This window comes from Exiguobacterium sp. R-17 (assembly GCF_049913315.1).
In the GTDB taxonomy this organism is placed as follows: Bacteria; Bacillota; Bacilli; order Exiguobacteriales; family Exiguobacteriaceae; genus Exiguobacterium_A.
On the sequence record NZ_CP184372.1, the window covers coordinates 949,609 to 973,292 of the forward strand.

Genomic DNA, 23,684 nt, shown 5'->3' on the forward strand with positions numbered 1-23,684 from the left:
GTTGAATGGTAGAATTAGGTATAACATTTAGCGGAAGTAGGGGTAGAAATGGAAATCATCGTGATCATACTCGCGATCAGCGCCGCGTATGCCGTGCAACGAATGCTGGGTAAAGTCAAAGTAAGATTTATTGGATATATCATTCCAACGTTAATCGTGTTGTCCGGTATATCCGCTACGACTCGAAACTTCAAGGTAGCATATAGCATGGGGAGCTACATTTCTGCTGTTCTTGTCATTGTCGTCTATGCATTACTGACCTATTGGTTATACCGCGTCTACCATCGTGCGAAAGAAGAAGCGGATTATCCGTATCAATCGTTAAAAGACCGAGGCATCCTTTAAAGGAGTCTCGGTCTTTTGTGTATCATGTTCTCATTTTTTCCAATTTTTAAAGCCGTCACCAAATTCGAGATGCAGTTGATCGGTAAAGATACCGTTCTGAAAGACTGGTACATCAACAGGTAGAGTGCCTTGGGGCTTAAACGTTCCGAAAATCGCTCGGATACCGGCAGGGAGGTTCGGTCCCGCTGATTTCAGATTGCCTGCTTCGGAGTCCGGTCCGTTCGGATCCCCTTTAAAACCATAGACGAGGACGTGTGCCGGTGCGTCCGGTTGAACGGCGACATCGTATGGATTGCGGAGGCTAAGCAAGACGGATGGTATATCTGTTTGTTTCGCATACCGGAAGATTGAAGCCGGAATCGCTTGCTCTGGTGCAGTAGGCAGTAGTTTGGCACTCGTATTGACGTTTGAACCGACGATGATGTAATCTGCTGCATCGAGTTGTGCCCGTAGTGTCGGGTTTTGGTCGAGCGGTAGCGTAGTAGCCGAGTAATTCGCTGTCGTTACGTGCCAGTTCCGGTTCTTAGGCAGGGAAGCAATCGTCTTTTTCATGCTGTCCGTTTGATCCGTCGCAGGGGCGATCACAAGAACGTTTGCATTCTTTTTCGGCTTGAAGGGTAACGTCCGCTGATCATTTTTCACGAGTGTGACCGCGGCTTCCGTCATCGCGCGTTCTTTTGCTTTATGTTCGGGACTACCGACGATTTGGTTCGCTTGCGCGAGTTTATCTGCTAAGGATGTCGTATCCGTCGTGCCATTCCATATTCCGCGTTCTGCCTTCAGCGTCAGGATCCGCTCGACCGATTGATCGATCCGTTCCTCTGACAGACGTCCGTCTTTGACTGCTGCAATCACGTCCTTAAAAATCTGGTCGAGTTTTGTGACATCCTGCTCGGAACGAAGAATCGTCGGCATGAGCGCGATGTCGACACCGGCGTCAAATGTTTTCAGAACGGCTTCTGATTCCGTAAAATTGTCGGCGATCGCCTGCATATTCAAAGCATCCGTGATGACGATGCCATCGTAGCCGAGTTTTTCGCGCAGTACGCCCGTGATGACGTCATCCGACAATGTCGCAGGTAAAGGGAAAGTGCCGTTTTTTGACGTGACGACTTCAGACTCGATTTGCGGCATTCCGATGTGTCCTGTCATGATCATATCGATGTCTTCGGCGATGGCTCGCTTGAACGGGACGAGCTCGACTTGTTCCAGCTCCTCCAGGGACCGGTCGACAACCGGCAAGCCATAATGGGAATCGGTCGCGGTATCGCCGTGACCCGGGAAGTGTTTCGCGGTCGCTGCGACGCCTTCAGTTTGAATACCCTTCATCAAAGCGGAACCGAGCGTTCCGACGAGCTCCGGGTCACTTGAGAACGAGCGAACACCGATGACGGGATTTCCAGGGTTACTGTTGACGTCAAGAACCGGACCGAAGTTGACATTGATGCCAAGCGCATGCAGTTCGGAACCGATGATATGACCGGCATCATTGGCATACGCGCTACTACGGGTCGCACCTAACGCCATATTGCCGGGTAAGTTCGTTCCTGTTCCGAGCCGAGTGACGATGCCACCTTCTTGGTCGATCGTGACAAAGAGCGGAATATCGTTGCTGTCATCTTGTTTGACGACTTCTTGCAGATCATGAACGAGTTTTGTCGTCTGTTCGGTTTCACTGACGTTCTCAGCAAACAAAATGACGCCACCTAAATCATAGCGGTCGATGATGTTCGCGACTTCCGGAGCAAGCGACGTATGGTTACTGCCATTCCACTGCCGGAAGTCCGGCATGATCATCTGTCCAATTTTTTGTTCGAGCGTCATCGTGTCGATTTTTTGACTGATCCGATCTGCTGAAGATCCTGCCTCTGCCATGACAGGCAAACTACTTGAAACGAGTACTGCTGCGAGTCCTGCTGTTAACGTGAATTGCCCGATCCTTTTCATGATGTACATCCTCCTCTAGTCAAACCACGACTGGAATTCTTTTCAATACGGACAGTATAGCAAGGTGCTTGTTTTAAAACAATATTTTATTTGAAAACGATTACATTAGCAAATAAGTTTTAATAATGTTTTTGTGCATTCCGATTTGAACAAAAAAAAGACTCCCCTTAAAGAGGAATCACTTTTTAGTCATTCGATCGATCAGCTATAGCGCTCCACGATGTTTGTCAGCTGGCGTTCGACAAATGACTGATCCTGCAGTTCACTATTGGATAGGCGTAGTTTGATCATCGACTCATCCGCTCCAGCCATTTCACTGAACAATGATCCGAGACTATGCGCACGACGATCGACTTGGACGATTAAATCAATCCCTGAGCTGTCTTGGAGCATGATGATTTCGATCTCATCCAGTTTATGAGCGTAGTGTGTATTGCGTGCTGAGTATTCAAGTTCCTGAGCAATCGGTAAATCTTTACGGAATCGTCCAGGTAATTTTTCTGTATCGGCTTTCTTTAACCGGAAGCCAAGTGACTCCATGGCATCTAAGACCGTCGTTTGGTAACGGTTTGCTTCGACGATGACAGCGTCACGGTCCGACGGATCAACGGATTGTGCGATGTCAAGTCCGGTCTCGATCCATGATTTCGATTGGCTGACGGAGAGTGGCGTATTTAGTGGCACACGTAATGTGAATGGAATTTCCCGCTCGACACCCGCTTCGATCGTGAACTTCGCTTCATTTAAGGCAAACCGGTCGAGCGTAAAGGTCGTAAACGTCGTACTATCATTGACTTCTTGTTTGTACTGCGTGTTGAATTCAAGATAAATCCGGTCAATTTCTTGATCGACGTTTCCACCTTTGATATGGACGACACCGTGGATTTGACCGCCTGGTTCACAGCGATCATCCGTCAACCGTGTGTCGACCGTTGCAGCACCGATTCCGATTTGTGAGAGAATTTTTTTGAACATGATGCATTCCTCCTTTTGATTACGTAAGAATGATGAAGCGTGTAAACTTGTCGAACAGGTACGAATTTGCTACAGTTTCGAAAGAACATTAGAAAAGGACGGGACGACTAGTGGAACTACATGAATTAAAAGCGAACCTTGCTTCGAAAATCACGCAAGGAGTACTGATCCATGCAACGATGAGCAATCCGCGTCAAAAATCCAATGATCTCCGACGAATCAAGGTAAAACCGATTCTATTAAGAGATACGGTGATGATGCAGGTTGAGTTTCAATTTGAACGCGTCATGAAGCATGAAAATATTTTAGTGGAGGATTTCATCGGTCGACTCGATGACTGGTTCACGGAATTCCGGCAATTCCTCTTCCGTTTCGAAGAAGAAGAATGGCAGTTCCAGCTCTCGAAAAAGATGAAAGTCGCGATCAAGACATCCCAAAAGGAACCGATGAAAGCACTCTTGTCGCATGACCGAAAAAAAACCTATCTATTAGAAGACGGTGTACCGGTTCCGTTTCTGATTCGTCTAGGTGTGATGACGGAAGCGGGGCAAGTCAAAAAACAGAAGTACGATAAGTTCAAGCAAATCAATCGTTTCCTTGAATTCGTCGAGGATAGCATCGCCGCCTTACCAACAGGAAAAAAACTGCGGATTTTAGACTTTGGTTGCGGGAAATCGTATTTGACGTTCGCTCTCTACCATTATTTAAAAGTCGTCAAAGGATTCGACCTTGAAGTGACAGGTCTTGATTTAAAGAAAGAAGTTATCGAAGAATGTACGCAAATTGCACGTGATCTGGATTATACCGATCTGACATTCCGCGTCGGGGACGTTCATGATTATACAGGGGAGACGGAAGTCGACCTGATGGTGACGCTTCACGCTTGTGATGTCGCGACGGACGTCGCACTCGCACGAGCTGTCGACTGGAATGCATCAGTCATCCTAAGTGTACCGTGTTGTCAAAAGGAGCTGAACCGTCAATTGGACTGCACTCCGCTTGATGTCATGCTCCAGCACGGACTGATCAAAGAAAAATTCGCATCACTTGCGACGGACTCGATTCGTGCCGAGTTATTGACGCTTGTAGGATATGAAGCGCAATTGCTTGAATTCATCGATCTTGAGCACACACCGAAGAACATCTTGATCCGTGCGTACAAACAAAACAAGCGACCAACGGAAGAAAAAATCGACCGGTACATCGCATTCCGTGATCTGTTGCAGGCACGACCATTTTTAGAAAATGAATTAAGCGGCAGACTTGGACAGATTTCACCGAAACTCGTACAATAAGAAGGAGAACGAATCAAAGGAGGCAATACGATGGATTTCCAAATGTATTTTGAAGATGTCGTCCAAACAGCCCGCAAAGAAGCGCAAGCTGCTGGATTTGAAGAATTAACGACGCCAGAGAGCGTGGATGAAGCAATGAAACGGGAAGGTCTGACACTTGTCCTTGTCAATTCTGTTTGTGGATGTGCTGGCGGGATCGCCCGTCCTGCAGCAGCGTACGTCAATCGGAAAGAGGGCATCAAGCCCGATCATTTCGTCACGGTATTCGCTGGACAAGATCGCGAAGCGACAGACCGTGCGCGTGAATATTTCGAAGGTTATCCACCTTCATCTCCATCATTTGCGTTAATGCAAGATGGAAACATCCTCTCGATGGTCGAGCGCTTCGACATCGAATCGTTCACGGCGGAAGAAGTCGTCGAGAAACTTGAATCATTAATTGAAATCTACGCCTAAACGAAGAAGACTCCTGAAAAAGGAGTCTTTTTTTGTGTATTCATAAGACTAAAATAATAAATTTTAAATTTGAAAACGTTTGCAAAATTGTATAAACAGTCATTTATGCATGATTTATGAATAGAAAGTCAAAAAAATTTATATATTTATGCTTTACAGTGAATAAATATTCGTATATCCTAAAAGCAATAGAACAGGTCAGGCTTTTCGGTATTGAATTGGACATACACATAAGTCATACTATTGTTAAAGTTCTGACAATTGAGCGTTGGAAGGGGAAAACTCGAATGAAAAAATTATTAGCAACGGCAATGGCAGGCATTCTGGCGGTCACAATGGCAGCATGTGGCGCGTCAGAAGAATCAACAGGTGGATCAAGTAAGGATGATAAAGTATTGACGATGGGAACATCAGCGGATTACTTCCCATTTGAATACATCGATACGAAAAAAGGAGAAGACATCGTCGGCTTCGACGTTGCGATCGCCAAAGAAGTTACGAAAAATCTTGGATATAAATTAAAAATCGAAGATATGGAATTCGGTAGTCTACTTGGTGCGCTTAGCTCAGGTCGTGTGGATTTCGTCATGGCGGGCATGACACCAACGGAAGAACGGAAGAAAAATGCTGACTTCACGGACATTTACTTCGAATCGAAAAACTTAGTCATGACGAAGGATAAAGCGATCAGTTCAGAAGATGAACTCAAAGGTAAAAAAATTGGTGTCCAGCTTGGTTCGATTCAAGAGGGACTCGCGAAAGACCGCTTTAAGGACAGCGAAACGGTTCCATTGAACAAAATTCCAGAAATCATTCAAGAATTGAATACAGGTCGGATCGATGCCCTCATTATCGAGGATGCAGTCGCCGTCAAATACATGGATCAAGATGCCTCCCTGAAAACGTACCAGATTAAAGAAGATGGTCCAGCTGGTTCAGCAATCGCCTTCAAAAAAGGGGATAAGATGCGTGACGATTTCAACAAAGAGCTGAAGAAAATGATCGACAGTGGTGAAATCGATAAATTAGCAGAAGAATGGTTCCAAAAAGAAGCAAAATAAGTCAAGTGCATGGGGGTGGGGGTAACCTCATCCCTTTTGTGCGACGTTAGGAGATTGATTATGATAGACTTTACAAAGATTCAAGATTCAATTCCATATATTCTCGAGGGCATTCCGGTCCTCTTCCAAGTCGTCATCGTAGCAGCCATTGCCGGGATGCTGATCGGAATCGTCGTCGCGGCACTAAAAATCACAAAAAGTCGAATCCTCCGTTTTATCGGTCATGCCTACACAGCGATTTTCCGGGGTACACCACTGATTTTGCAACTGGCAATCGTTCACTTCGGATTACCGCAACTAACTGGATATGTCACGACAGGATACCAATCAGCAATCATCGCCTTCTCTTTGAACTCCGGAGCGTATATTTCGGAAATCATTCGGGCAGGGATTCAGGCTGTTGATCGTGGACAATGGGAAGCAGCAGACGCGCTCGGTATTTCGTATTTCAAACAACTGCGTTCGATCATTTTGCCGCAAGCCTTTAAAAATATCCTCCCAGCGATCATGAACGAATTGATCACGTTGACGAAGGAGTCGGCGCTTGTCTCGACGGTCGGCGTACTTGATGTCATGCGCCGGGCGCAAATCGTCGGAGGAGAAAAGGCAATCTATTTCGAACCGTTATTGTTTGCTGGATTCGTATATTTTGTTCTTGTCATGGGATTGAGCTTGATAGGCCAACAAGTCGAAAAAGCTATGAGAAAGAGTGGGTAATCAGATGGAACCTATGATCCAAGTCACCGATTTGCATAAGCAGTTCGGAAAATTAGAAGTATTAAAAGGTATCTCGACGACGGTTACACGCGGTGAAGTCGTCGCTGTCATCGGACCGTCGGGATCTGGTAAATCAACATTTCTACGGTGTATCAATTTACTTGAACAACCAACGAGTGGGACGATCATCGTCGATGGTTTTGAACTGACAAAACCAAAGGCGAACATCTCGAAAGCACGTCAGAACATCGGCATGGTTTTCCAACAGTTCAACTTGTTCCCGCATAAGTCTGTCCTTGATAATCTGACGTACGCACCGATCAACGTCCTCGGAATTTCAAAGGACGAGGCGATTAAACGAGCGGAGACGTTACTGGAACGTGTCGGTTTAGCGGAAAAACGCGATAATTACCCGAATCAGTTGTCAGGTGGACAAAAACAACGGGTCGCGATCGCCCGCGCACTTGCGATGGAACCGAACGTCATGCTGTTCGATGAACCGACATCAGCCCTTGACCCAGAGATGGTCAACGAAGTGCTAGACGTCATGAAGCAGCTTGCTGAGAGTGGAATGACGATGGTCATCGTGACGCACGAGATGGGCTTCGCAAAAGAAGTCGCCGATCGTGTCTTGTTCCTCGATGAAGGAATTTTAATGGAAGAAGGTTCACCAGTCGAACTCTTCGACAATCCGAAGACGGACCGGGCAAAAAAATTCCTCGAAAAAGTTTTATGATCACCGTACGCTAACTCTGAAAAGGGGTTAGCGTTTTTCGATTTTTAATATAGAGAGGGGGATAAGAATGAAAAAACTACTGGAAGGTCATCATACTCGTCTGACACGTTTTCAACCGGAAGATACCGAAGTGATGCAACGATTGCTTGACGATGCGACATTCGCCCGTCATTTTAGTGCAACGCCATATCGTCATTTATCCATGGATAAGATTGAAAAGATGATGGCGACGGATGCACCGGAGACGTTTCGATTTGCGATTCGGAACTTTGAAGATGAACGGATGATTGGGGTGGTCGCATTAGAAGATATTTTACCGACACACGGAACGGCGTGGTTGATGATCGGCATCGATCCGGATTGTGAAGGGCAAGGGTATGCGACGGATGCGCTACAGACGATCCTCGAATACGCCTTCTTGGAGCTGAATCTGTACCGGATTCAATTGACGGTCTTTGATTATAATTTGCGTGCAATTAAATTATACGAGCGACTTGGGTTCGTGCAGGAAGGAAGATACCGTGCTTTTTTACGACGAGACGGAGAGCGGCATGACATGTTACTGTATGGATTACTTGAACCGGAATGGAGGGGTCGACAATGATTCAAGAAACGGAAATCTTCGTCCGGTCGTTTCATGCGACGGACTTTTCAGGTCATGATTATGCTCACATTGAACGAGTTCGCCGTTTAGCGTTACATATTGCAAAACAGGAAGGCGGGAATACCCGGATCATCGAATTAGCAGCCTTACTTCATGACGTAGCAGATAGCAAACTCGGGGGAACGGCAGAGACGGTCGCCACCTTTTTGCAAGGAAAGGTGACAGAGGAGGAACAGGAACAGATTTTAAACATTATTACGAGCTTGTCCTATAAAGATGGCACACGTCCACCAATGCGAACGATCGAAGGACAAGTCGTCCAAGACGCCGACCGTCTCGATGCGATCGGCGCAATCGGGATTGCGCGAACGTTTCAGTTCGCTGGTCGGTTCGGGGAGCCAATGCATGTGCCAGGACTAACACCACGAAAGCCGGGTGATCGAACAGGCGAGACAAGTGCCCTGAATCATTTTGAAGAAAAGTTATTCCGACTAAAAGATTTAATGAATACGAAGACGGCCCATCATTTAGCGGAGGAACGGCATCGCTACATGGAAGAGTTCGTGGATCGTTTTAAGGAGGAATGGGAGGGGGTTACGGGAGGAACAGGTGAGTTTTAAATTGTTTAACACATAAGGCGTGTTGTCCGGTTCGTTTTCCAGACAACGCGCCTTATGTTGTATTTAACTAAGGATGATGGCAGTAATTAACCCAAGTGCTGCGAACAGACCAACGATCGCGCCGCCTTCCTCGTGAGCTTCCGGCATCATCGTCGAAGCGAGCATCGCGATGATCCCACCACTTGCGAAGCCACCGATCATGGCGAACTGCATGTCCGGTAGTTCTGCGAGAACCGTATAGCCGGCGAGTGAGGCGAGGGCGGAGATCAACCAGACGACTCCCCACATCAGCAAGACTTTTTTCTTCGAAAAGCCATCTTTTCGTAACCCTGTCGTACTCGATAAACCTTCCGGGATGTTACTGACGAAAATTGCCGCGACGAGTGCCGCGCTGACATTTCCAGATAACAGACTGGCACCGATCATGATTGATTCCGGGATGGCATCAAGAATCGTCCCAAAGAAAATCGCCGTCCCCGTGCCTTCATTCCCACCAGACGAGCGTTTCCGTTTACTCGCGCCGCGTGACGAGACAAACAAGTCAAAGCCCGTAAAGACAAGTGCCCCGACGATAAAGGAAATCGCGACGACGAACGTTGTTGATTTCTTTAATGCCTCATCGAGCAACTCAAATGTCGCTGCTCCAATCAAGATTCCTGTTCCAAACGACATGATGTAACCGATCAGTCGTTGTTTTAAGGGTAAGTACAGTCCAAACAAGGCGCCAATGACAACGGCGCCACCTGCTAACGCACCCCAACCGAACGCACCCCACATATGACCGCCTCCTTCTTGTACTTTCTACCTGTTCTAGATAATTCATAAACATAGCGAAAAGAAAGAAAAATAGTTCGAGACGAATGTAAGGGGCTGACTCCAAAAAAAAGAATGCCGCGTCTTTTCACGCTCTTTCCTCAGGCGAGACACAAGCTAGTTTTCCTGCTTCATTCAAGCAGGAAAGCAGATCTTGTTCGTCTCTGACAGCGCAAAAATGCGCTTTTTCCTGTAGGAGTGGCGTGAAACGCGTCATTTTTATCTTTGTGGAGAACGACTTCTTAAGTAATTAAATCTCAATCATCAGAATGGTTGTTTATTTAACCAATGACCACCGTCAAGAGCGATGCATTCTCCGTTCAAGTAGCGGGCTTGATCTGATACCATCCAGGTTGCGAGCGTCGCGATCTCTTCCGGTGTTCCGAATCGACCGAGTGGAACGTTGCGGCGAATTCGTTCCGCGTGTTCTGGTGATAAAGCAAGTTTATCGGCACCACCCGTCCGTTCGATCGGCCCCGGACTGATCGCGTTGACACGGGCTTGATATTTATAGCCCCATTCGACGGCAAGCGTCCGCGTCAAGTTCAGCACGCCGGCTTTTGCAGCAGCACTCGGAGCGACACTGGCACCTGCCTGCCATGCATAAGAAGCGACGATATTGACGATTTGACCGCCAGCGACTTGATCTTCCTGCCAACCTTTGACAAGAGCGTGACAGCAGTTAAATGTTCCGTTGAGGACGATATCGATGACCGTCTTCCATCCATTCGGTGATAATTCGTCGGTCGGACAGATGAAGTTCCCGGCAGCATTGTTGATTAATGCCTCGAGACGACCGAACCGTTCGCGTGCTTGCTTGACAGCATCAAGACAAGCGTCCGCGTCACGGACATCCATCTGAATCGTCAGATGTTCGCCTTGAATCTGACCCAATGCTTCATCCATCAGTCGCAAGCGTTCTGCGTCACGTCCTGTGACGACGACATTCCAGCCAGCTTCCTTTAAAGCGATTGCCATCGCTTTTCCCATACCGTTTGTTCCACCCGTCACCATGATTGTTTGTGTCATATTGATTCCTCCTTTATGTAATGAATGAACGACCATTCATATTCTTTATTCAAAAAAGAAGGAGCGAACTCCTTCTTTTTTTACTTATTGTGTTGCAAGAGCTGTATCTGTTAAAACAGGAACGACTTGTTTCTTACGTGAAACGACACCTTCGAGGTAGACGAGGTTGTTCGTCGCTTCAAGACCATAAGCACGTTCGACGAGATTCGCTTCTTTCCCGAGGACGAGTCCGACTGAGTTGTTCGTCAAGATATCCGTGACGATAAAGACGAACAAATCAAGACCTTTTGCAAGGATGACTTCGTTGATCGCTGTTTCGAGTTCTTCTTGGCGAAGCAAAACTTCAGCTGTATCGACCGTGTTGACTTGAGCGATTTCGACTTTGAGTGTTCCCATCGTGAATTCTTTTGCGTCAAGCGAGATCAATTCAGGAACGGTTTTCTTCGAGAGATCAGCTCCAGCTTTGAGCATCTCAAGACCGTAGACGTTCGCATCGACACCGGCGATTTCTGCGAGTTCACGAGCTGCGATGATATCTTGCTCTGTGCAAGTCGGTGATTTGAACAGAAGCGAGTCAGAAATGATCGCTGATAGCATCAGACCAGCGATTTCTGGTTTGATTGCAACACCATGCTCTTTGTAGAGCTTGTTCAGGATCGTTGCTGTACAACCGACTGGTTCTGCCCGGTAATAGACAGGATCCGATGTCTCGAAGTTTGCGATTCGGTGATGGTCGATGACTTCTGTTACGGTAACAGCGTCGATATCGTTCGCACTTTGCTGACGTTCGTTGTGGTCGACTAAGATGACGTGTGACGCTTCTGTCGCGACCTCTGTCACTAGACGTGGTGCTGAAACTTTGAACGTATCGAGCGCGAATAACGTTTCATCATTCATCTCACCAAGACGGATTGCTTCGGCATTGACACCGAGCGCTTTCTTTAATTCTGCATAAGCGATTGCCGATGTGATCGTATCGGTATCAGGATTTTTATGACCAAATACTAAAACTTTTTCCATGACGTGTTCACTCCTCAATGATTGTTGTCTCGCCCTATAGTGTATCATATCTCGGATTTAGAAGGCGTTCATTTTCACTAGGATACCAGCGATTTTTTCGCTCCAGAAGGGGTCTGATGCGTAAAAGACATTCATTCCTTTTTGTTTGTTCCCGAGGTAAGCCCCGCGGAAATAACGTCCATCCCGATCAAGATAGTCCTTTGCGATGAATCGGCCGGTCTGCTCGATTGAATCCGTCAAGGATTTATAAGCAGTCGCATCTTCTCCCGGGGCAGAATCCGTCGCATTGACGCCGAATAGATTATTTTTTTCGCGGGCAATCTCAGACCGTCCATAGTCGGATTCGTGGATGGCGTGTGCAAGCAGGTAGGCCGCGTTGACCCGGTATTTCTTTTCAACGGATTTAAAGACTTTTCCTTTCCCGACCAAGGGGCTGTCCGGCGCTTGCTCCTTGATGAACGCATCGAGTTGTTTGGCACTCAGGCGCGTCGGTTTCGTCAAATCACGTGTCAGTGTCTTCGATTCGATGTATTTGCTCGTCCGAGACGTCGCGTTCGTCGCTTCACCAGCGACAATCAATCCACCAAGTCCACCGTCAGCAACGATGTAGTGAAGGAGTCGATTTCCCTTCGTCTGATAGTACGACGGATTCGAGACACGTTCTGCCGGGAACGGACGTAAGCGATCCGTTGGAACATAACCAGTTGCGCCTGCGACGCTGACGCGACTCGTCTGTTCACCGAACTGAAGCAACTGGACGCGTGTGCCGGAAGCGACGTAGGTAAGCCGTTTCTTTAAATCGACGTCACGATGAATCGACAGAATACCGCGATCATCGACGATCCCGGTACCTTGTCCACCGAGATAGACGTAGCGGTCATCGGAAGCGCGTTTTACCGCACCACGCTGACCCGCATACTCCTTTGCCTCGGCGAACGTTTGGAAGTCTTGTTCGTTGATTGTACCTTTCTCATAGCGCTCAGCTGTATAAGGAGCCGGTGGGGATAAAACTGTCTTCGGTTCCTCACGAAGCCAAAAGAACAAGAGAATGCCGATGAGGAAAAAGAAGAGTAACCCTTTTAGTGAGCTAGTCCGGCGCACGGGGCGACCAGGACGGATGGTGCGTGTCGTCAAAGAAAATCACGTCCTTTAAAAAGCAATGGACATTCGTGTCCAACGTAGGTAGTCTAACAAAGAAAAATAAATGGGGAGGTGAATCTGATGCAAATCGGTTATCGAACGCTGAAGACCGCAGTCGCTGCCGCGCTCGCGATGTGGATCGCGGAGCGACTCAAGCTCGATTATTACGTTTTCGCTGCGATCATTGCGATCTTGAGTATCCAATCGACACGAAAGAAGACGTTTCGGTCGTCTTACGAACGGATCATGGCGTCATTACTTGCCATCGTACTTGGATTCATTCTGTTCGAAGTCATCGGCTATCGTCCGGTTACGTTATTGATCTATTTCATTTTATTCCTTCCATCCGTTCAACGCCTCCGACTTCAGGACGGTTTCATCACGAGTGTCGTCATACTGACACATTTGTATACGGAACGTCAGCTCAACGCACACATCCTGTTGAATGAATCCTTATTGCTCGGAATTGGTGTTGGTGTCGGAATGCTTGTCAACATGTACATGCCAAGTCTCGATCTATTGATCGACGACCGACGGGAAAAGATTGATCAACGGATCGCGTCCTTATTCTATGAAGTCGCGGCCGCGATCGAGACAGGGCGAGTCAATCATCATGCGTTGACGCTTGACGAGACGGAACGGCTGTTACATGAGGGAAAAGATGCTGCCTTAAAACGGATGGGGAATGCGATCGGTCGACGTAATGACGATGAGGACTATGCCTATTTCCGAATGCGCGAACAACAATTCGAGCTCCTACGTGGCATCGTCCATCATGCGGAGGAACTTGTTCTCGTTGTCGAAGAAGGAAAAAAAGTCGCCGCCTTCTTTCGGACGATTGGCGACAATGTCCGACCTGAAGCCGACGCAATGGTATACATTTTAGAACTAGAAGCGCTATTGACGCGTTTTCGTGCCTCTGCCTTACCCGTCACGCGGGAGGAGTTTGAGGTTCGATCTGCCTTGTTGCATATGCTGCAGGAAGCAGAGCAATATTTGCGTCTTAAACAACGCTACGTCAATCAAAAGAAATAGAACATCGTTGAAGCGAATGTTCCGAGTAGGAAAATCGCTAAGATTCCGATCGTCGTCCATTTAATGATCCGTTGTTGTTTCGATGGTCTTGCCATATCGTCATGTCCTCCTCTCTCATATCGACTGATTACTGCCATTGTACAAACAACCTTTCAGAAGTGCAAATGGCTGTCAGGATGGTATACTAATAAAGCGCTATTGGATTGAAGTATATTAGAGGAGGTTTTTGTCATGGTCAATGAACAACGCGTATTGGATACGTTTTTAGAGCTTGTCCAGATCGATTCGGAATCAAAAGAGGAAGCACGAATTTGTGCTCACTTGAAAAAAACGTTTGAGGATCTCGGATGTGACGTTTTTGAGGATGACGCTTCGTCTAAGACGGAACACAAAGGAAATAACTTGATCGTCACGCTTCCGGCAACAAAAGATGGGGTCGATAAAATTTATTTCACTTCCCATATGGATACAGTATTCCCGGGTCAAGGAATCAAACCAATTATCGAGGACGGTTATGTCAAGACGGACGGCACGACGATTCTCGGAGCAGATGATAAAACGGGACTCGCTTCACTAATTGAACTCGTTCATGTACTCAATGAGACAAATCAACCACACGGAAAAATCCAGTTCGTCATTACAGTCGGTGAAGAATCTGGACTTGTTGGGGCGATGGTCCTTGATTCATCGAAAATTGATGCGGATTACGGTTTCGCACTCGATTCAGACGGAAAAGTAGGGGACATCATCACCGCTGCTCCAACCCAAGCAAAAGTCAATGCGAAGATTTTTGGAAAAACAGCTCACGCTGGTGTTGCACCAGAAAAAGGGGTCTCGGCGATTACGATTGCTTCAAAAGCCATCGCGAAGATGCCACTCGGTCGGATTGATGAAGAGACGACAGCTAACATCGGACGGTTCAGCGGTGGTGGTCCATCAACGAACATCGTTTGTGATTATGTAGAAATTTTCGCGGAAGCACGTTCACTTGTTGCTCCGAAGATGGAAGCGCAGACTGAGAAGATGAAAGCGGCGTTTGAAGAAGCAGCGGCAGAACTCGGTGGTCGTGCCGAAGTGGAAGTCAAAGTCATGTACCCAGGCTTCAAGTTCGAAGATGGAGATCAAGTTGTCGAAGTCGCAAAAGCAGCCATCACACAACTTGGACGTACACCACGTCTCTTGCATTCTGGTGGCGGATCAGATGCCAATGTCATCGCTGGTTTCGGTATTCCAACGGTCAACTTGGCGGTCGGATATGAAGATATCCATACGACGAATGAGAAGATGCCAATCGAAGAACTCGTCAAAACAGCGGAACTTTGTGTGACGTTAGTCGATTACATCACGAACAAATAAGCTGATGGAACACAAAAAGAGTGTATCGCGACATTGCGATACACTCTTTATCATTGTACGATTAAACTACTTGAGGACGATCCACATATTCCATAGACTCTAAAACGAGTTCTTCTGTACATAATAAGGTCGAAGCGATTTCATCGATTTGAATCGACTTTCCGTATTTTTGCCGATAACTCTCGTTTAGTTTACGGGCTTCCCGGACGATCCGGGCATATGTCCGTTCAATCTTAGTCATGGAAAAACCACCTTCCAAATCTGAATAGGTACAGTTTACCATGCTTCAACAGACGAAAGGTGTATTTTGTGTATAAAAAATGCTAATTTTACGAAAAGGGGAAAAAGATGGAATTTTATTTTTTAGGGACAGGAGCCGGTATGCCGTCAAAACAACGGAACGTTACTTCGATTGCCTTGTTACACCCCAAAATGACCTGGTTGTTCGATTGTGGAGAGGCGACGCAACATCAAATCTTACACAGTCCGATTAAACCACGAAAAGTCAACGCGATCTTCATCACCCATTTACATGGGGATCATATTTTTGGATTACCAGGATTTATCAGTACGCGAGCTGCCTTAGAAGGAACGACACCGCTAACGATCTATGGACCGACAGGGATTAAGGAATGGATGGACGCGACATTAAGGATTACAGGAACCTATTTACGTTATCCACTCCAGATCGTTGAAGTCGAAGATGGTCAAACATACGAACAAGATGGTTTCCGCGTGACGGTGCGGTCACTTGAGCACCGTTTTCCGGCGTTCGGATACCGCCTAGAAGGACCAGAAGAGCGTGGGGCATTGCGTGTCGATGCACTGAAGGCACTTGGAGTTCCTTCCGGTCCACTCTATCGCCGAATCACACTGGAAGAAACCTTTGAATTCGATGGCACGGTCTACGCATCGTCTGACTTTTTAGAATCTCCCAAACCAGGTGTCAAGCTAGCGGTTCTTGGCGATACGATGCCGTGCGCGGCGTCGATAGAGCTCGCGCGAGATGTCGATGTATTAGTCCATGAAGCGACGTTTGCCGATCGAGAAGTCGAACATGCGGGACGCTTCGGTCACTCGACTGCTCGACAGGCAGCTGTCATCGCGGATACGGCGCAGGTAAAAAAGCTCCTCTTGACGCACGTATCTGCGCGTTATGTCGATCAAGAAGAAGTACTGGAACAAGAGGCACGAGAGGTATTTGCAAACAGCCATCTCATGTTTGATCACCGGGTCGTCCCGGTCAAAGGGTAAAAGATGGACTTTCTCATTTTATGGGCACTCTTTTTACTGGCTGCTAGTGGCTTAGCGTTTTTACTTGAACGGCGAACGGAAAAAGAAACATACTTGTATATGAAGTTCATTTTTTATGCGTGTCTCGGCGCCGTGTCGTTTCCAGTCTATGATATTCAATTACCGCTCGGCATCATCATCTTTTTGATCGTGTTGCATCCGAAAAAGAATTCACGTTATAAACGATACATGGCATTATTCGGGTTCTTGTTCTTCCTGTTTCAACTGTTCCTCGGACCGTTTGATGCCGGAACGTTGCGGGAAGAAACTCAACAGATTGGTCGCGTGACCATCACGGATGATTCGTTCGATCGCTTTCTCGCACAAGTCGAACGCCGTGTAGGAGAAGACGGATTACGGTTGGAACAAAGCCAGCTAATGTTCGATCGAGGCGGGAATCTACGGAATGCTTCGTTTGAGATGCTCGTCCAAACTCCGAAACGGTTCATTCGTTATGATGTCAGTTATCAAGAGTTGACCGGAACGATTTCCTATCGACCACGTGAAGAGTTGGCAACGAAATCATTGATATCGTATTATCAAAAACTGATTGATGCGAACCAATCGTTTGAGACGTTACGAAAACTCTCGATGCATGAGATTTTACATGATTCCAAAACCCCCTATGTCGAGATGGATCTCGATGGGCTCTACGAAACGTTTAGTCTGCAGGATGCGACAGTATTTTTGATTGATGACAAAGGAAAACTTATTCCGTATGTTAATACAGGGGACGATGTCTTAGCGAATGCGATTCGCCTGACCTATCTGCGGTCTGACGGTCAATCATTACGAGACAAAACCATTCTGTTATACAATTACAGCTTTGAGACCTCAAGGCGAAAAGGAGTCGTACGATGAAAAAATGGTTATTTGCTGCAAGTATCGTGTTACTTGCCGGTTGCGCAGAAGCAAAAGAGGAACAACAAACAGCGTCTTGTGAGACCGAAGTCAAGGTGTCGGTCGTGGATCACGTCAAGGATAAGACATTATTCGATAAAGACGTGTGTTTAAATAAAAAAGATACAGCACTGGATGCGCTTGAAGATACAACGCTTGATGTCGTTAAAACAGGTAAAGGTGAGATGGCATATGTAACGGCAGTCGATGGGATTCGTGAAAAGTCAGCTGGAGCAGGGAGTGGCTGGGTCTTCGGTGTCAACGGAAAACCCGGGGAAGTCGGTGCCGGGAGTTATGAACTGAAAAAAGGAGACCGTCTCGAATGGCGGTTTGAAAAAGATGCAATGGCTTATTTTGAGTAAACCAGAACGGGAGCGACTTCACCCAGTGAACGTCGCTCTCTTTTTCATCGGGATGATTACGATCCCGTTCGTCCTCACACACGATCAAACGATCATCGTGGTCTATCATCTACTCTTGTTCTTATTCGTTCAAGAGCGGACTATTTTTCGATATCTCTTACTTCCTGCTCTCTATGCCGTCATGATGTGTGTACCACTCCTATATGGAGCAAGCATCGATTCGTTTGCCATATATGAAACGACGATCCAGGTGACATTATTCGTCACCTCAAGTCAATGGATCTTCACGTTAGTTCGACTTGATCAGATGGGACCGTTGTTTCGTTTCCTACCCCGACTAACACGATTGACGGGTATGGTCCTGGCACTAATTCCCTCGTTTTTACGGACTTGGCCGGAGGTTAAGATGAGTCATCCTGATGCGTCGCTTGGCATTCGTCTGGAACGGATGGCGGCCTATCATATCATCCCGATCGAAGCGGCACCGTCTCGTTTACGACCGTTCGCGCGACGGGATGTTCAGACCGGAGTCCTGCTAACAATGGGAGTCCTGCTTTGTTTCACATCATGGGCAATCGCTTCGGCTCTGTTGCTACCAATATCATTATTAGTTACAAAGGGAGGAGTGCGGGATGCCTATCATGTATACCGACAACGATCGAGAAGAGCGACTGCGACATCAGGCAATCGAACATGATCAATCGGTCTTGACACCAGAGCGCCTCCTACATGGACGTGTCCGGGACTTGCTTGCGACCGTCTCCTTGTTTCGAGCCGGAGAACTCGCGACCTTACTTGGCTTAGAAGCCTTTTTTGAAGCGGAGTCGAGTGAACTTTCGGCTGGGGAACAACAGCTCGTCGGACTCGGTCATGCCTTGTCTTCGTCACCGAAGACACTTTTTTTGTCGGAACCGTTTCTCTTTCTTGATCATGTCAGACGCAAGCGATTAATGGGATTGCTTGAAGAAATCGAACGACGGTTTGGTTGTCAGATCCATTGCTCGATGACGATCCAATCCGACTTGGCGATCACGAGTCGCGCCACTGAACTGACAGGTCGTGTCCTGAATCGGATCGAAAACGTCCAACACCGTTATCCGTTACAGACACGCTATGCACTCGTGACAGAAAAATTGTCGTTTCATCAAGGCGAACGGATTGCGATCATTGGTGCAAATGGTAGTGGGAAATCGACGTTACTCCGGCTCGCGCTCGGTGTCGAGCGACCGCTATACGGAAAAGTCCAGCGGTCGGGGGAGACGCATTATGTACCAGCGCATCCGATGCTTGCGCCATTAGACGATCGAAGCGGTAGTTTTACGACGCAAAAAAAACGTCTCTTGGACGGTATCGAATGGAGTAAAGACAGCTATTACTTTGATGAACCGACGGCTGGACTTGATGACAGCGCACGAATGGATTTTGTCGCATCGTGGAAGCAGAATCCAACGAATCTGATCGTTATGGCGACGCATGATCCAGTTCTAATTCGGGCAGCACAGCGGATCATCTATCTCGTGCACGGAGAAGTGGCTTTCGATGGACCAACGAAGCACTTTTTACAAGAAAGTCGGTTGTTCGTATGATCGTCGTAACGGTTCTGATCGTTTCTTTGTTCTTGATCATGTTTGAGAGACTTCAGGTGACAGATCAACGATTACGGTTCATCGCTATCATGACGGCAGCGGCAATCGTTGGACGTTTGTTGTTTTCCAGTTTGCCGAACATTCAGCCGGCAACGGCCCTCGTCTTATTAGTAGCCGTCTTCGTTCATCCAATCGCCGGTGCTATCTCTGGGATGCTCATCGTCGTATTGACGAGTTTATTTTTAGGAAGCGGTCCGTTCGTCCTCTTTCAGGCACTGGCGTATGCAACGATTGCCAGTCTAGGATTCATTCCGTTTCTTCGATCCCGAATCGTATTAACCGGGTATGGTTTTTTTGCTGGCTTTTTATATGGATGGGTGAGCAATCTCGGTTTCTTGGTATTAACCGGGTTCTCGTGGCAAGCCTTTTTGACATTACTTGTGACCGGGGGAACGTTTGACTTACTTCATGGATTCAGTAATGCGGTATTCATCTGGATATTGTTTCCGATTTTTTTACGAATTTTGCATTCATTCGATGAAAAGAGGGGTACAGAATAGTAACATACCGAACAGGAGGGAAGGCATATGCTGGGATCATCGATTTCGCTTGCTTATGTCGTCATGTTACTCATCGTCTCGAGCGTCGGCTTAGTGTTTGGTAGTATTTTGTTGATGAAAGGTACCATTAGAGGACGCTACGCCGCTTGTTACTTACTCGCTGCCTCCGTTTTCCCGGGCGCCATGTTGATTACCTCATCAGAAGGATTACAATGGCAATATTTACGATTCGAGAGTTCCTGGTTCCTCGCGATTGTTTCCTGGTTACTCGTCTTATCGACGGGGTACCTCGTCTCAATCACGGGTGCGCTCGTCGTTCGTTATCTGTATCATTATACGATGACATTTGATCGCGTCAAACGTTATGTGACGCGACGCTTTCGTCATCGCGAAGCGTAAATACAAAAACGGAAGAACCAGCTATCTGGCTCTTCCGTTTTTTCATGAATTCGCGTACAGGAGATCTTCTTCTGTCGAGGATTCTTGCTGACGTGCAGGATTTTGGATTCGTCCTGTTACTTCCGTTAGGAGACGACGCGGCAGGAGACGAGACAAGGAAACCATGGCCCGGTTGCTTACACCTGGAACGACGACGCGGCGTCCTTTGAGCATGCCACGGTACCCAGCGAATGCGACGAGGTGTGACGGCATACTCTTGAACGGTAGCGTGATGTTCGCCCGGTCGAAGAAGTTCGTATCGGTCGGTCCTGGGCAGAGACAAGTCACACTGACACCCGAGCCGTCGACTTCTGTCGCAAGTGCTTCCGAGAACGACAGGACATAGGCTTTCGTTGCATAGTAGACACTCATGTATGGTCCTGGCATGAAGGCAGCGACCGACGCGACATTCAGGATGCGTCCGAAGCCACGTTCAACCATTCCTGGTAAGAGACGTTTCGTCAAATCCGTCAAGGCGACGACGTTGACCTGGATCGAGTTAATGTCTTCTGTTGGATCGATTTCCGCAAAGCGTCCCGACGTGGCGAATCCGGCGTTATTGAACAATAGATCGACTGTCAATTCTTGTTCCTCTAAGTATTGCACGAGACGATCAACGCTGTCGCTTAGTGATAAATCAGCAGCGAATACATAGACCTTGATCTGATAGCGTTTTTCAAGGACCTGTTGAAGCTCCTTCAATTTTTTCTCATTGCGGGCAACGAGTACACAATCGAAGCCATCTCGCGCTGTGAGAACAGCGAGATCCAGTCCGATTCCACCCGATGCACCGGTAATCAGTGCCGTTTTTCGTAACATAGGACATTCCTCCATTCGAAATCGTGAATCTGAGTCTAGTGTATACCATTCCATACCGTTCCCGCGAATCCTGTTTCATAAGCATTTACTTTTCTTATCACTGGTCCAACCAGTATGATAGAACAGTAGAGGGGAAGTGGAACAGATGAGGAAAAAAGTAACCGTCGCCTTGTTGCTCGCGACGTTTTTAGCCGCGATCGAGGGGACGATCGTTGCAACAGCAACACCTGTCATGGCGAGTGAATTGAACGGGGCGAAATTAGTCAGTTGGATCTTTGCCGGGTTCTTATTGTTCATGGCGGTATCAACGCCGATTTACGGCAAGATGGCAGATTTATATGGTCGAAAACGGGTTCTGTTATTCGGGATTGGCGTCTTCACCGTCGCTTCGTTAGCCTGTGGACTCGCTCAATCGATGGAGATGTTGATCGTCTTCCGCGCCGTCCAAGGCATCGGGGCAGGAGCTGTATTACCGATTGCAATGACGATCATCGGTGATTTGTATACATATGAGGAACGAGGGAAAATCCAAGGAGTGCTCAGTGCCGTGTGGGGGATTTCGGGTGTCGCTGGACCACTCGTCGGTGGATTCCTCGTCGAATCGCTTTCGTGGCGGTATATTTTCTTACTAAACGTACCGTTTGCCTTATTATCGTTTTTCATGATCGTCGTTTACTACAAAGAGACGGTCAGGGAAACGGAGCGGAAAATCGATTACCGGGGTGCCTTATTGTTTGCGCTCGGGATGAGTGCGTTTCTGTACGGTTTATTGTCGGGCAGTGAGTCGGAGACGTTCTTGCGGCCGATCATTCTAGCGAGCTTTTTCATTAGTTTCGTATTATTGTTCACGTTTTATCGGGTCGAGAAAAAGGCGAGCGATCCACTCTTGCCACCAGCAGTCATTCGCCATCCGGTCATTCTCGTGATCAACTTAGCGGTCTTCTTTTCCGCCTGGGTGCTCGTCTCGATGTCAGCGTATATTCCGATTTTTGCCCAAGGGGTACTCGGGAAGAGTCCGACCGAAGCTGGTTTCATGTTGATGCCACTGTCGCTTTTTTGGACGCTGACCGCCATCATCGGTGGACGGACGATTGGTGTCGCCTCACCCCGGTACCGGACGATGACAGGAATGGGGCTGCTGATCGTCGGCACAGTAATTTTATCGTTGATCACGCGCGAATCAAGTGATGTTTTCATCTATCTTGCCGTTTCGCTGATCGGAATTGGTTTTGGTCTCTCGCAACCCGTCTTCATGGTCGTCTTGCAGACATCCGTCGATTGGTCACTTCGTGGTTCAGCGACGGCCGTCAACTCGTTCTTGAGTACGACGGGACAGACGCTCGGTGTTGCGATCTTCGGTACGATCTTCAACTTATCCATCCTTCGTTCGTTTGCAGCGTCAGATACGCTTTCAGGATACGCGATTGATCCATTCTTTCAATCAAGTACGGCTAAAACGTTCGGGCAAGACGTGCAGTATGCGGCAGAAATTGCGTTGTCGCATGGATTACGTTACGTCTTCATTGGCGGAGTCCTTTGTGCGATTCTTGCGTTTGTGATGACATGGCGTTTACCGAAAGTTCGACCTGACGATCCACGATCGTAACGAAAAAGCGAACCAGGATGATGATCATCCTGGTTCGCTTTTGTCATGAGGAAGATTGACTAGTGGCACTTTCACGATGGGCGAGCTGTTCACGAATATCACGTTCATTGCGTCGGAGGAACAATCCAATTCCAATCAAGAGTAAAGCGGCACCGGTGATTTGAATCCATGTTAACTTCTCGTTAAACAGATAATACCCAAAGATCATGCCCCAAACCGCTTCGCCAAGGATCGTGATGCTGACGATGCTAGCGCTGACACGAGCGAGCGCCCAGTTGAATAAATTGTGACCGAGTAACGTTGGGAAGACGGCAAGAAGAATATACAGCCACCAGTCTTGTTGGAACGCAGCGACGAGATTCGTTGATTGAATCAATGATAACAAAAGCAAGACGAGCGACGCGACAGCGTAGACACCGAACGAATAGAGATTCGTCGAAACGCTTGTGCGGACGTGTTGACCGAGCAACCAGTAACCAGCGACTAAAATCGTTGCGAGCAAAGCAAGACCGTCCCCGATCAAGGCGCGCATGCCGACGGCGATATCTCCGTAAGCGACGAGACCGCCACCGAACAAGGCGACAGCGACGAACAGGAGTGCCTTGCGCGACGGGTGTTGTTTGAAAAATAATGCGTTACCGGCAAGGACAAAAATCGGACTTGCGGTCACGAAGAGCGTTGAGCTCGCAACTGTCGTATAATCAAGAGAGAGAAACCACAGCCAAAAATGCCCGGCGAGCAAAATGCCACTTAATAGCATATGCCGAATCGTCGACGAACTGAGTTGCAAAAGTTCCTTCAAGCGAATGAGTGGGAGCAACAATAAGGTCGAGAACAGCATGCGGTAAAAGGCGACAGCCTCGATCGGGGTCTCCGCCCATTTGACGAAGATTGCCGATGTTGAAATAAAGAATAAAGCCATGAATAACGTAAAATAGGGCATGGGTACCTCCACATGTCTGAAGTAAGGA

27 protein-coding genes are annotated in these 23,684 nt (G+C 47.6%); 18 read left to right on the top strand and 9 right to left on the bottom strand.

The genetic code is table 11. From position 1 onward, the window contains the following. Positions 1-48: 48 nt before the first annotated feature. Entirely contained in the window at positions 49-345 is a 297-nt protein-coding gene (locus ACN9MT_RS04905; RefSeq protein ID WP_426272882.1) for a hypothetical protein, read from the top strand. A gap of 30 nt (positions 346-375) precedes the next feature. Here ACN9MT_RS04905 and ACN9MT_RS04910 read toward each other — a convergent pair whose 3' ends face one another. Together ACN9MT_RS04910 and ACN9MT_RS04915 are read right to left on the bottom strand one after the other, a co-directional pair. Beyond that, the gene (locus tag ACN9MT_RS04910; protein WP_426272883.1) at positions 376-2,292 is read right to left on the bottom strand and encodes a glycoside hydrolase family 3 N-terminal domain-containing protein; all 1,917 of its coding nucleotides are present in this window, start codon (positions 2,290-2,292) and stop codon (positions 376-378) included. Between the two features lie 201 nt (positions 2,293-2,493). Further along, positions 2,494-3,267, bottom strand: a complete 774-nt coding sequence (locus ACN9MT_RS04915) for a sporulation protein (protein ID WP_035409037.1) — start codon at positions 3,265-3,267, stop codon at positions 2,494-2,496. Between the two features lie 110 nt (positions 3,268-3,377). Between ACN9MT_RS04915 and ACN9MT_RS04920 the strand changes: the two genes are divergently transcribed. The 7 genes from ACN9MT_RS04920 to ACN9MT_RS04950 all read left to right on the top strand — a co-directional run bounded on the left by ACN9MT_RS04920 (position 3,378) and on the right by ACN9MT_RS04950 (position 8,756). Continuing rightward, positions 3,378-4,562 (top strand): class I SAM-dependent methyltransferase, encoded by a 1,185-nt coding sequence (locus ACN9MT_RS04920; RefSeq protein WP_426272884.1) that lies wholly within the window; start codon positions 3,378-3,380, stop codon positions 4,560-4,562. Between the two features lie 30 nt (positions 4,563-4,592). After that, positions 4,593-5,018 carry a BrxA/BrxB family bacilliredoxin gene (locus ACN9MT_RS04925; protein ID WP_023467616.1) on the top strand — a complete coding sequence of 142 codons (426 nt, stop codon included), beginning with the start codon at positions 4,593-4,595 and terminating at the stop codon, positions 5,016-5,018. 287 nt (positions 5,019-5,305) lie between these two features. Continuing rightward, entirely contained in the window at positions 5,306-6,079 is a 774-nt protein-coding gene (locus ACN9MT_RS04930) for a transporter substrate-binding domain-containing protein (protein ID WP_035409033.1), read from the top strand. Positions 6,080-6,136: 57 nt separating this feature from the next. Continuing rightward, complete coding sequence (locus tag ACN9MT_RS04935; RefSeq protein ID WP_035409731.1) at positions 6,137-6,796, top strand: amino acid ABC transporter permease; 660 nt, start codon at positions 6,137-6,139, stop codon at positions 6,794-6,796. 13 nt (positions 6,797-6,809) lie between these two features. Further along, positions 6,810-7,532, top strand: coding sequence for an amino acid ABC transporter ATP-binding protein (locus ACN9MT_RS04940; protein WP_035409728.1), 723 nt, complete (start codon positions 6,810-6,812; stop codon positions 7,530-7,532). 67 nt (positions 7,533-7,599) lie between these two features. Next, a complete protein-coding gene (locus tag ACN9MT_RS04945; protein ID WP_035409031.1) occupies positions 7,600-8,136 on the top strand; it encodes a GNAT family N-acetyltransferase in 537 nt (178 codons plus the stop codon). Continuing rightward, positions 8,118-8,756, top strand: a complete 639-nt coding sequence (locus ACN9MT_RS04950; RefSeq protein ID WP_426272885.1) for an HD domain-containing protein — start codon at positions 8,118-8,120, stop codon at positions 8,754-8,756. The genes ACN9MT_RS04945 and ACN9MT_RS04950 overlap by 19 nt, the downstream gene beginning before the upstream one ends. A 63-nt stretch (positions 8,757-8,819) precedes the next feature. Here the strand turns inward: ACN9MT_RS04950 and ACN9MT_RS04955 are convergent, their stop codons facing one another. From ACN9MT_RS04955 to ACN9MT_RS04970, 4 genes are all read right to left on the bottom strand, one after another. Continuing rightward, a complete protein-coding gene (locus ACN9MT_RS04955) occupies positions 8,820-9,533 on the bottom strand; it encodes a ZIP family metal transporter (RefSeq protein ID WP_035409029.1) in 714 nt (237 codons plus the stop codon). A gap of 300 nt (positions 9,534-9,833) precedes the next feature. Next, the gene (gene fadH, locus ACN9MT_RS04960; RefSeq protein ID WP_426272886.1) at positions 9,834-10,598 is read right to left on the bottom strand and encodes a 2,4-dienoyl-CoA reductase; all 765 of its coding nucleotides are present in this window, start codon (positions 10,596-10,598) and stop codon (positions 9,834-9,836) included. Between the two features lie 84 nt (positions 10,599-10,682). Continuing rightward, positions 10,683-11,618, bottom strand: coding sequence for a manganese-dependent inorganic pyrophosphatase (locus tag ACN9MT_RS04965; RefSeq protein WP_035409025.1), 936 nt, complete (start codon positions 11,616-11,618; stop codon positions 10,683-10,685). Between the two features lie 57 nt (positions 11,619-11,675). Beyond that, positions 11,676-12,752 carry an N-acetylglucosaminidase gene (locus ACN9MT_RS04970; protein ID WP_426272887.1) on the bottom strand — a complete coding sequence of 359 codons (1,077 nt, stop codon included), beginning with the start codon at positions 12,750-12,752 and terminating at the stop codon, positions 11,676-11,678. Between the two features lie 87 nt (positions 12,753-12,839). Here ACN9MT_RS04970 and ACN9MT_RS04975 point away from each other — a divergent pair, with 87 nt between their 5' ends. Next, positions 12,840-13,793, top strand: coding sequence for an aromatic acid exporter family protein (locus tag ACN9MT_RS04975; RefSeq protein ID WP_035409021.1), 954 nt, complete (start codon positions 12,840-12,842; stop codon positions 13,791-13,793). Positions 13,794-14,024: 231 nt separating this feature from the next. Then, positions 14,025-15,149, top strand: coding sequence for a M20/M25/M40 family metallo-hydrolase (locus ACN9MT_RS04980; RefSeq protein WP_308101204.1), 1,125 nt, complete (start codon positions 14,025-14,027; stop codon positions 15,147-15,149). A gap of 61 nt (positions 15,150-15,210) precedes the next feature. Here ACN9MT_RS04980 and ACN9MT_RS04985 read toward each other — a convergent pair whose 3' ends face one another. Then, entirely contained in the window at positions 15,211-15,390 is a 180-nt protein-coding gene (locus ACN9MT_RS04985) for a hypothetical protein (protein ID WP_023467629.1), read from the bottom strand. 107 nt (positions 15,391-15,497) lie between these two features. Between ACN9MT_RS04985 and rnz the strand changes: the two genes are divergently transcribed. The 7 genes from rnz to ACN9MT_RS05020 are packed head-to-tail and all read left to right on the top strand — an operon-like array spanning position 15,498 to position 20,249. Then, a complete protein-coding gene (rnz, locus tag ACN9MT_RS04990; protein WP_035409018.1) occupies positions 15,498-16,403 on the top strand; it encodes a ribonuclease Z in 906 nt (301 codons plus the stop codon). A gap of 3 nt (positions 16,404-16,406) precedes the next feature. Further along, positions 16,407-17,303 carry a hypothetical protein gene (locus ACN9MT_RS04995; protein ID WP_035409016.1) on the top strand — a complete coding sequence of 299 codons (897 nt, stop codon included), beginning with the start codon at positions 16,407-16,409 and terminating at the stop codon, positions 17,301-17,303. Next, entirely contained in the window at positions 17,300-17,704 is a 405-nt protein-coding gene (locus tag ACN9MT_RS05000; RefSeq protein WP_035409014.1) for a DUF4430 domain-containing protein, read from the top strand. Before ACN9MT_RS04995 ends, ACN9MT_RS05000 begins: the two co-directional genes overlap by 4 nt. Next, positions 17,682-18,401: a hypothetical protein gene (locus tag ACN9MT_RS05005; protein ID WP_426272888.1), complete on the top strand. Its 720-nt coding sequence runs from the start codon at positions 17,682-17,684 to the stop codon at positions 18,399-18,401. Before ACN9MT_RS05000 ends, ACN9MT_RS05005 begins: the two co-directional genes overlap by 23 nt. Next, on the top strand, positions 18,337-19,290 hold the full coding sequence (locus ACN9MT_RS05010; protein ID WP_313489353.1) for an ATP-binding cassette domain-containing protein: 954 nt from the start codon (positions 18,337-18,339) through the stop codon (positions 19,288-19,290). Before ACN9MT_RS05005 ends, ACN9MT_RS05010 begins: the two co-directional genes overlap by 65 nt. Continuing rightward, positions 19,287-19,850 carry a hypothetical protein gene (locus ACN9MT_RS05015; protein ID WP_035409007.1) on the top strand — a complete coding sequence of 188 codons (564 nt, stop codon included), beginning with the start codon at positions 19,287-19,289 and terminating at the stop codon, positions 19,848-19,850. The genes ACN9MT_RS05010 and ACN9MT_RS05015 overlap by 4 nt, the downstream gene beginning before the upstream one ends. A gap of 27 nt (positions 19,851-19,877) precedes the next feature. Next, on the top strand, positions 19,878-20,249 hold the full coding sequence (locus tag ACN9MT_RS05020; protein WP_056060317.1) for a hypothetical protein: 372 nt from the start codon (positions 19,878-19,880) through the stop codon (positions 20,247-20,249). A gap of 42 nt (positions 20,250-20,291) precedes the next feature. Here ACN9MT_RS05020 and ACN9MT_RS05025 read toward each other — a convergent pair whose 3' ends face one another. After that, positions 20,292-21,107, bottom strand: a complete 816-nt coding sequence (locus ACN9MT_RS05025; RefSeq protein WP_426272889.1) for an SDR family NAD(P)-dependent oxidoreductase — start codon at positions 21,105-21,107, stop codon at positions 20,292-20,294. 145 nt (positions 21,108-21,252) lie between these two features. Between ACN9MT_RS05025 and ACN9MT_RS05030 the strand changes: the two genes are divergently transcribed. Beyond that, positions 21,253-22,713: an MDR family MFS transporter gene (locus ACN9MT_RS05030; protein WP_426272890.1), complete on the top strand. Its 1,461-nt coding sequence runs from the start codon at positions 21,253-21,255 to the stop codon at positions 22,711-22,713. 43 nt (positions 22,714-22,756) lie between these two features. On the opposite strand, the gene ACN9MT_RS05035 is transcribed toward ACN9MT_RS05030, so the two are convergent. Next, the gene (locus ACN9MT_RS05035) at positions 22,757-23,656 is read right to left on the bottom strand and encodes a DMT family transporter (protein WP_290749055.1); all 900 of its coding nucleotides are present in this window, start codon (positions 23,654-23,656) and stop codon (positions 22,757-22,759) included. Positions 23,657-23,684: the final 28 nt, after the last annotated feature.

Bases quoted from the DNA above. Each gene is read 5' to 3' on its own strand.
- ACN9MT_RS04905 (WP_426272882.1), top strand. From the start codon at position 49: ATGGAAATCATCGTGATCATACTCGCGATCAGCGCCGCGTATGCCGTG.
- ACN9MT_RS04910 (WP_426272883.1), bottom strand. From the start codon at position 2,292: ATGAAAAGGATCGGGCAATTCACGTTAACAGCAGGACTCGCAGCAGTA.
- ACN9MT_RS04915 (WP_035409037.1), bottom strand. From the start codon at position 3,267: ATGTTCAAAAAAATTCTCTCACAAATCGGAATCGGTGCTGCAACGGTC.
- ACN9MT_RS04925 (WP_023467616.1), top strand. From the start codon at position 4,593: ATGGATTTCCAAATGTATTTTGAAGATGTCGTCCAAACAGCCCGCAAA.
- ACN9MT_RS04930 (WP_035409033.1), top strand. From the start codon at position 5,306: ATGAAAAAATTATTAGCAACGGCAATGGCAGGCATTCTGGCGGTCACA.
- ACN9MT_RS04940 (WP_035409728.1), top strand. From the start codon at position 6,810: ATGATCCAAGTCACCGATTTGCATAAGCAGTTCGGAAAATTAGAAGTA.
- ACN9MT_RS04945 (WP_035409031.1), top strand. From the start codon at position 7,600: ATGAAAAAACTACTGGAAGGTCATCATACTCGTCTGACACGTTTTCAA.
- ACN9MT_RS04950 (WP_426272885.1), top strand. From the start codon at position 8,118: ATGGAGGGGTCGACAATGATTCAAGAAACGGAAATCTTCGTCCGGTCG.
- ACN9MT_RS04955 (WP_035409029.1), bottom strand. From the start codon at position 9,533: ATGTGGGGTGCGTTCGGTTGGGGTGCGTTAGCAGGTGGCGCCGTTGTC.
- fadH (WP_426272886.1), bottom strand. From the start codon at position 10,598: ATGACACAAACAATCATGGTGACGGGTGGAACAAACGGTATGGGAAAA.
- ACN9MT_RS04965 (WP_035409025.1), bottom strand. From the start codon at position 11,618: ATGGAAAAAGTTTTAGTATTTGGTCATAAAAATCCTGATACCGATACG.
- ACN9MT_RS04975 (WP_035409021.1), top strand. From the start codon at position 12,840: ATGCAAATCGGTTATCGAACGCTGAAGACCGCAGTCGCTGCCGCGCTC.
- ACN9MT_RS04980 (WP_308101204.1), top strand. From the start codon at position 14,025: ATGGTCAATGAACAACGCGTATTGGATACGTTTTTAGAGCTTGTCCAG.
- ACN9MT_RS04985 (WP_023467629.1), bottom strand. From the start codon at position 15,390: ATGACTAAGATTGAACGGACATATGCCCGGATCGTCCGGGAAGCCCGT.
- rnz (WP_035409018.1), top strand. From the start codon at position 15,498: ATGGAATTTTATTTTTTAGGGACAGGAGCCGGTATGCCGTCAAAACAA.
- ACN9MT_RS04995 (WP_035409016.1), top strand. From the start codon at position 16,407: ATGGACTTTCTCATTTTATGGGCACTCTTTTTACTGGCTGCTAGTGGC.
- ACN9MT_RS05000 (WP_035409014.1), top strand. From the start codon at position 17,300: ATGAAAAAATGGTTATTTGCTGCAAGTATCGTGTTACTTGCCGGTTGC.
- ACN9MT_RS05005 (WP_426272888.1), top strand. From the start codon at position 17,682: ATGCAATGGCTTATTTTGAGTAAACCAGAACGGGAGCGACTTCACCCA.
- ACN9MT_RS05010 (WP_313489353.1), top strand. From the start codon at position 18,337: ATGCCTATCATGTATACCGACAACGATCGAGAAGAGCGACTGCGACAT.
- ACN9MT_RS05015 (WP_035409007.1), top strand. From the start codon at position 19,287: ATGATCGTCGTAACGGTTCTGATCGTTTCTTTGTTCTTGATCATGTTT.
- ACN9MT_RS05020 (WP_056060317.1), top strand. From the start codon at position 19,878: ATGCTGGGATCATCGATTTCGCTTGCTTATGTCGTCATGTTACTCATC.
- ACN9MT_RS05025 (WP_426272889.1), bottom strand. From the start codon at position 21,107: ATGTTACGAAAAACGGCACTGATTACCGGTGCATCGGGTGGAATCGGA.
- ACN9MT_RS05030 (WP_426272890.1), top strand. From the start codon at position 21,253: ATGAGGAAAAAAGTAACCGTCGCCTTGTTGCTCGCGACGTTTTTAGCC.
- ACN9MT_RS05035 (WP_290749055.1), bottom strand. From the start codon at position 23,656: ATGCCCTATTTTACGTTATTCATGGCTTTATTCTTTATTTCAACATCG.